Origin of the sequence: Porphyromonas sp. oral taxon 278 str. W7784, assembly GCF_000467855.2 — a bacterium.
Lineage (GTDB): Bacteria > Bacteroidota > Bacteroidia > Bacteroidales > Porphyromonadaceae > Porphyromonas.
Genome location: NZ_KI259238.1, coordinates 1 through 6,835, shown reverse-complemented (window position 1 = coordinate 6,835; position 6,835 = coordinate 1). Strand labels below are relative to the sequence as shown.

Here is a 6,835-nt window from a genome sequence, read left to right as displayed (position 1 = left end):
GTGGGTCGTCTCACCGACCTACCGTGGGTCGCTCATACGACCTACGGTAGGTTTTATTTGGGGCTATCCTAGAGCGGTCTCTAGATGACCTAGCCCGAGGGGAATGACCCCACAAGAAAGAAGCCACCCCGAGAAGAGCGAACTCTTCTCGGGGTGGCTTTTTCGTTTCCGCTTTAGGGATAGGGTCTACTTACGGCGAGGCTGTGGTGCCTTCTCAGGAGCGAAGGCCTCGGTGATGGGGAAGCCAATACAGCCCGAAGGATACTGCGTCTTCAGCAGGGCAGCCAGCGTAGCTGCGATGTCGGTGATGTAGGTCTCACGATAGAGATGCCCTGGACGGATGCCATGCCCCATGAAGATCAGAGGGATGTGCGTGTCGTAGGGCGACCATACTCCGTGGGTCGTACCCTGAGGGAGAGCACCGTTGGAGCGTGAGTACCATCCTGGATCGGGCACGAGGAAGATATCCCCGCTACGACCCTTGCGGTAGCCGTTGATGATACGTGTCTTGATCGCTTCGGGGATGGTAGCTGTAGCCACCTCTTCAGCGGGCACAGCGTAAGCCGTCCCTGGTAGGCGATCACGAAGGGCCTTGCTGACGGCACGAAGGAGGCCCATACGGTCGATGCCGAGCGAGTCGATGCGGTCGTTGTTGAAGAAAGCCTGATAGTTCAGATAGGCCTGCAGTACCTTGACATCCTTCCCGATGAAGGCACGAGCAGCGGAATCAATGATCTGGCGAGCTTGGTCACTACGATAGGCCTGCCCTGGGATCTTATGATCACGGTTGAAGGTCAGGTTGTGTGCAGCGGCGTGGTCTGCCGTCAAGACGAAGAGGTAACCATCACGACCGAACTTCCCATCGAGGTAGCTCAGGAAGTCCGCCAGATCCTTGTCCAGACGCAGGTAGGTATCCTCGGTCTCCACAGCGAAGGTACCATAGCGGTGACCGACATAGTCCGTAGCCGAGTGGCTCATAGCTAGGAAGTCCGTCTCATCGAGGCGAGCACCTAGGCTCTCGCCTTCGATCGCTGCCTTAGCCATCTCGAAGGTGAGGGTATTCCCGAAGGGGGTGGTACGGATCACCCCAGGGCCATTCTTCTTAGAGAGCTCAGCAGTATTGAGGGGGAGCGTAGCGGGGAACTTCCCTTCCTTGTCCCAAGGCTGCTCATACTCCGTAGCATCGGCCGTACTCTCCAGATAGGTATTCATCGGATAGAGCGTGCTCCAGCCGTCCTTGAGGAGCTCAGCGACACGACCACGGGCATTGAAGCGCTTGACCCAGTCAGGGAGCTCCGAGCGGTAGTAGGTGCTGGTGATGAAGTTCCCCGTCTTGTCGTCGAGCCAATAGGCACCGTTGGTCGTATGGCCTGCGGGCAAGATCGAAGCACGGTCCTTGATAGCCACCCCGATGGTGCGGGAGCGGAAGTTCGTAGCGATACGTAGCTCATCGGCGATGGTCGTGGTGAGTAGGTTGCGAGGGGACATCTGTCCGCTGAAGCCATTAGGCGCACCGACGGAAGAGACAGTCGTATCCTGCGTGCAGTAGATGGGCTTACCATCCTTGAAGAAGTCATTACCTGCGATGCCGTGGATGGAGGGTACACTCCCTGTATGCACCGAGCTGTGACCGATAGCGGTGTAGGCTGGGAGGTAATTGATGCGTGTATTCTCGCAGTTGAAGCCCTGCGTCATCAGACGCTTGAAGCCCCCCTCAACGAAGCGATGCTGATAGCGGTAGAGGTAATCCCAAGTCATCTGGTCTACCATCATCGTCACGACGATGCGTGGTCGTCCGTGGCGTGGGGCTGCTACGGCACTGCCTGCTGTCACTAGGGCGAGCATCGCCAGAGCGAGCGAACGGAAATACTTGTTTGGTTTCATAAGTGTATTGTTTGATAGAGGGTCTATTGTCTTTCGTTAGGCTTGAAGGCGAAGCTCCACTAGGCTCCAGCGGTGGCGCACCTCGCTCATGACGAAGGTGAGGCCAAGCTCTTCACCTCGGGCACGTAGCAGAGGGATATCTTCCTCATAGAAGCCACTCAGTACGAGGCTAGCACCAGGGAGCATGACGGCACGGTAGCGGGGCATATCCTCCAGCAGGATGTTGCGGGTGATATTCGCTAGGATCAGATCATAGCCAGCCTTCCCCTCGAGGGCCGAGGCATCGCCACAGATGATCTCATCGATGGAGAGGGAGGAGAGGGTAGCATTCTCTTGGACGTTGGCATAGGCCCAAGGGTCGATGTCGATCGCCGTGAGATGTCGAGCTTCACGCTTGAGGGCAATGAGCCCGAGGATCCCTGTACCGCAGCCCATGTCGAGCACACGCAGTCCCTCGACCGAATGCGAGAGGATCCACTCGCCGACGAGTGAGGTCGTCTCATGGTTGCCTGTGCCGAAGGCCATCTTGGGATTGATGATGATCTCCATCCCCACCTCGGGCTGTGAGGCGTGGAAGGGTGCTCGGATGAGGCACGCACCTTCACCGAGGAGGATGGGCTGGAAGTAGTTCTTCTCCCACTCCTCATTCCAGTTGATGTCGGGGAGTTCCTCGAGGTCAAGGGTGTAAGCAAAGCCCGCCACGGGGAAGGTGTCTAGCACCTCCTTCGTGCTCTCTGCATCGTACTCGTCACGGGGGACAAAGGCACGGATGAGGCTGGGCTCTTGCTCGAAGCTATCGAAGCCCACCGTACCAAGCTCAGAGATGAGCCAGTCGGCTAGGTCTTCTTCGCTAAGACCCGAGCCCGTGCTATCATATCGGTAGCTGATGGTCAGCTGTAGGTAGTGCATAGGATCTAATGCTATAGGGGAATTAACCAAGGACTTCACGGAGCACTTCGTCCATGGCCGAAGCCGTGCGGTCAAAGTCCTCCTGAGTATGTGCCATGGAGAGGAAGATACATTCGAACTGGGAGGGCGGTAGGTAGATCCCCCGCTCGATCATTCCACGGAAGTAACGGGCATAGGTAGCTGTGTCGGCCTCCTTAGCCTCAGCGTTGGAGCGCACTCCCCCAGGACGGAAGAAGATCGTAGAGAGCGAACCGACCCGATTGTAGCTTAGGCGATCGCCGTAGCGGTCGAGTATGGGGCGGATGGTCGCTTCGAAGGCTTGTCCCTTCTCCTCCAGTCGGGTGTAGAAGTCGGGCTCGGCTAGGGTCTGGAGCATCGTAATCCCTGCTGCCAGCGCTAGGGGATTGCCCGAGAGCGTCCCTGCCTGATATACATCGCCCAGCGGTGCTAAGCGCTCCATGATATCAGCTCGACCACCAAAGGCTCCCACGGGGAGACCACCCCCGATGATCTTCCCGAGGCAGGTGAGGTCGGGGCGCACACCATAGAGCTCCTGAGCGCCCCCACGTGCAGCACGGAAGCCACTGATCACCTCGTCGAAGATCAGCAGGACATCCTCCAGCTCGGTCAGTCGTCTTAGCTCCTCGAGGAAGCTAGGGGCGGGAGGGATCAGCCCCATATTGCCCATGATCGGCTCGAGGATGACGGCAGCCACCTGCCCCCGATATTCCTCGAGGAGTCGGCGGACACTCTCGATATCGTTGTAGGTAGCCACGAGCGTATCCTCGATGATATGCTCGGTGACTCCGGCACTGGAGCTCTGGCCGAAGGTAGCCAGCCCTGAGCCTGCGGAGATGAGGAAGGTATCGGCATGGCCGTGGTAACAGCCTTCGAACTTGATGATCTTATCTCGCCCCGTATAGCCTCGGGCTAGTCGCACGGCGCTCATCGTCGCCTCCGTGCCCGAATTGACCATACGCACCCGCTCGACCGAGGGGAAGAACTTCGTGCAGATCAGTTCGGCCATCTCGACCTCACGGGCATTACAGGCCCCGTAGCTCGTCCCCTTCTCCAGCTCCTGCCGTATGGCTTCCTGGATGGGAGGGAAGGCGTGACCTAAGAGGAGCGGCCCCCACGAACTAATGTAGTCGATGTACTCATTGCCGTCGGCATCGAAGACGTGGGCACCACGTCCATGGTCTATATACAGCGGGGTGAGCCCGACGGCACGGAAGGCACGCACGGGGCTATTGACACCACCAGGGATATAGTGGGAGGCTCGCTCGAAGAGAGCCTCAGAGGTATCGGTTCTTCTCATGTGGTAGCTATTGGGCGAAGGCACTCGTGAGGGAGCTTCGCCCGTTCTATTAGTTTCTCTTTTACAAAGTTATACCAAAAAGCCGAAGCACCCTCGCCCTTCCCTTCTCCCTCCACGGAGCAAGGGGGAAGGAAGCCACCCCAAGAGAGCCCCCAAATAAAACCTACTGTGGGTCGCCTCGACGACCTACTGTAGGTCGGTCGACCGACCCACAGTAGGTTTTTTCAGCGACCTACCATAGGTCGCAAAAGTCACCCATTCATGGGTCGCCCGGGTGACCCATGAATGGGTCGGTCGAGGACCCCATGAATGGGTCCCTTCTCCACCCCATGATCACCCCCTCCCAAAGGGTGCGTATCTTTGTCCTCCCGAGGCATAGCCCCGCCTCCCCGACCTGAGCCAAGGCGAGCGCAACATATCCACCCTTCGGGCGGTTCTCTTTACACTAAGACACAGACATATAGAATAGATGAGACTACTTGCACTAGACATTGATGGGACGCTGATCACCAAGGAGCATGTACTGACCGACACCGTACGTGAGGCCTTGCTCCGAGTCCAGCACGACTATGACACCCGCCTGATCCTCGCTTCGGGTCGCCCTACCCCAGCCCTCCGACAGTTCGCCGAGGCTCTCCAGCTAGCCGATAATAAGGGCTACCTCATGCCCTTCAATGGCGGGAAGATCATCGACGCTGCGACGGGCCACGTGCTCAGCTCACAGCTCCTCGATGACGATCTCATCCCCAAGGTCTATGCGCTGACTCAAGAATTCGGTGTGAACATCCTCACCTACACCGAAGAGTGTATCCTCAGCGAGCAGGAGAATGACCCCTACGCAGAGAAGGAGGTCGTCCTCACGGGCATGCCCCTTCGCAAGGTAAGTAGCTTCGTAGGTGCTGTCGATGAGCGTCTTCCCAAGTGCCTTGCCGTAGGCCCGCTGGAGAAGCTTATTCCCCTGGAAGCAGCGATCAAGGAGCGTCTCGGCGATCGTGTAGGGGCTTTCCGCTCCAGCGACTACTTCCTTGAGATCGTCCCCCTCGGGGTGAATAAGGGCAGTTCGCTTGCCCGCCTCCTCGAAGTCCTCGGTAGGACTCCTGCCGACCTCACCGCCATCGGTGACAACTACAATGACCTAGAGATGATCCAGCTCGCTGGTATGGGTGTCGCCATGGGCAATGCCCCCGAAGACATCCGTCAGCAAGCGAACTTCGTCACCAAGACCAACAACGAAGACGGCGTCGCCTACGCCCTCGACCGCCTCTTCTTCGGCAAGTAACCGCCTCCTCTCCCCCAATACACCGCCCGGGCCCAGCCTCTCTATCGAGACGCTGAGCCCGGGCGGTATCTATGAGAGCCAAATAGTCTCTCCTGCTAATACCTCAAAGATATCCCCCCTCGATCATCCCTTACAGGGTTTTCTCTCCAGAGGCTCTTTTTCAGTAGAGCACAGAGCATTGTATAGTGCCTAATCTTCTTTACTTCGTATCTTTGTAGAGCAAAGAGGAGACGTGCCGAGTACTCCCTCTACAGGACATCGATTATATGGCAAAGACAAACGCAGAGAGTAAGATAACGAAGCCCATAGAAGAGACGCTGTGGAAGAGTGCAAACAGGCTCTGTGGCGCTATAGAATCCTCGGAGTATAAGCGCGTGGAGCCAAGCAAAGCCGATCCCTCTTTGATGAACTACGCCCCCCCCTATTTCCTCTGCAAGAGGTACGAGGAGCAAGTGCGGAAACTATATAATTTTCAAGATAATCTCGAACGTCAGCTCTCGTGTCTAGAGCGGATGTAGAAATTATTACTCACCCAAATCAAGGAAGGAGTATGGGAGCAAAACTACTTGAGGCTAAAACCTTAGAAATTCATTACTATCTAGATAAAGGTAGTCATGCGATAGATGCCGAAGCCTTTTATGCTTGTCAGCAAGAGCTGGTAGGCTTGATTGATTATGTGGCTAAGCAACTCAATGTAGAGGTCTCGGTTAAAACGATTGCGCTAAATGAAGGTGGAATTAAAGCTTGGCTGAAGGCTGAAGGGAAGAAAGAAATCCTAATACCTGTAATCGTGACAATAGTAGCCAATATACTAAGTTCAGTACCAACAGAGGCAATTTCAACTTTAGTACGACATGAGATTGAGGAATGGATTAAATCCCCAGAAATAAAGGAACTAGAGCACCGGCGTAATGAGAGAGAAAGTCTCATTCTACAATCAGAAATTGATTCTATTAAGGCTAGCCCTAGGAAGTTTGACAGGCAGGATATTGACACTGCTGTTAGGCGTAAACGTTCCAATTATTATCAGCACACGGAGGCCATAGACAATCTTAAAGCAGTAGAGTTCATACAGAAAGAAGAGCCTACGTCATCTGAGTATGTGAGGAAAGGAGAAGTGCCTCGTGCTCAATTCCATTCTTACCTGCTCAATTCAACAGATCTAGATCCGACTGAGGTGGACGATGCCTATATAGAGATTGTGTCTCCTGTGCTAAAGAAGGGAAAGACAAAGTGGAAAGGCATTTATAATCAAGAATCTATCTCATTTAGTATCCACGATGCAGATTTCTTAGATGGTGTGTATACTAGGAAAGTGTCATTCTCTAATGGCAGCGCAATCCGATGCTTATTACAAGAAAAGCGTAAAATAAACGATAAAGGAGAAGAGGTTATCTCTGGATACGAGGTACTAGAAGTCCATGAGTTGCAATTAAATGGCACAC

At 55.1% G+C, this 6,835-nt stretch carries 5 protein-coding genes and 1 pseudogene; 3 read left to right on the top strand and 3 right to left on the bottom strand.

Features of this window, described 5'->3' with window-relative positions; genetic code table 11:
• Positions 1 to 186: 186 nt before the first annotated feature.
• From pafA to hemL, 3 genes are read right to left on the bottom strand one after another with little or no spacing between them, the layout of a single operon-like run.
• Complete coding sequence (gene pafA, locus HMPREF1556_RS05080) at positions 187 to 1,884, bottom strand: alkaline phosphatase PafA (RefSeq protein ID WP_021667255.1); 1,698 nt, start codon at positions 1,882 to 1,884, stop codon at positions 187 to 189.
• Positions 1,885 to 1,920: 36 nt separating this feature from the next.
• Complete coding sequence (gene prmA / locus HMPREF1556_RS05075) at positions 1,921 to 2,793, bottom strand: 50S ribosomal protein L11 methyltransferase (RefSeq protein ID WP_021667254.1); 873 nt, start codon at positions 2,791 to 2,793, stop codon at positions 1,921 to 1,923.
• A gap of 22 nt (positions 2,794 to 2,815) precedes the next feature.
• A complete protein-coding gene (hemL, locus tag HMPREF1556_RS05070) occupies positions 2,816 to 4,111 on the bottom strand; it encodes a glutamate-1-semialdehyde 2,1-aminomutase (protein WP_021667253.1) in 1,296 nt (431 codons plus the stop codon).
• Positions 4,112 to 4,580: 469 nt separating this feature from the next.
• Between hemL and HMPREF1556_RS05065 the strand changes: the two genes are divergently transcribed.
• From HMPREF1556_RS05065 to HMPREF1556_RS05055, 3 genes and pseudogenes are all read left to right on the top strand, one after another.
• Positions 4,581 to 5,390: a Cof-type HAD-IIB family hydrolase gene (locus tag HMPREF1556_RS05065; protein WP_021667251.1), complete on the top strand. Its 810-nt coding sequence runs from the start codon at positions 4,581 to 4,583 to the stop codon at positions 5,388 to 5,390.
• A 266-nt stretch (positions 5,391 to 5,656) separates the two neighbouring features.
• On the top strand, positions 5,657 to 5,908 hold the full coding sequence (locus HMPREF1556_RS05060) for a hypothetical protein (protein ID WP_021667250.1): 252 nt from the start codon (positions 5,657 to 5,659) through the stop codon (positions 5,906 to 5,908).
• Positions 5,909 to 5,940: 32 nt separating this feature from the next.
• A pseudogene (locus HMPREF1556_RS05055) lies at positions 5,941 to 6,835 on the top strand (hypothetical protein); the annotation flags it as partial.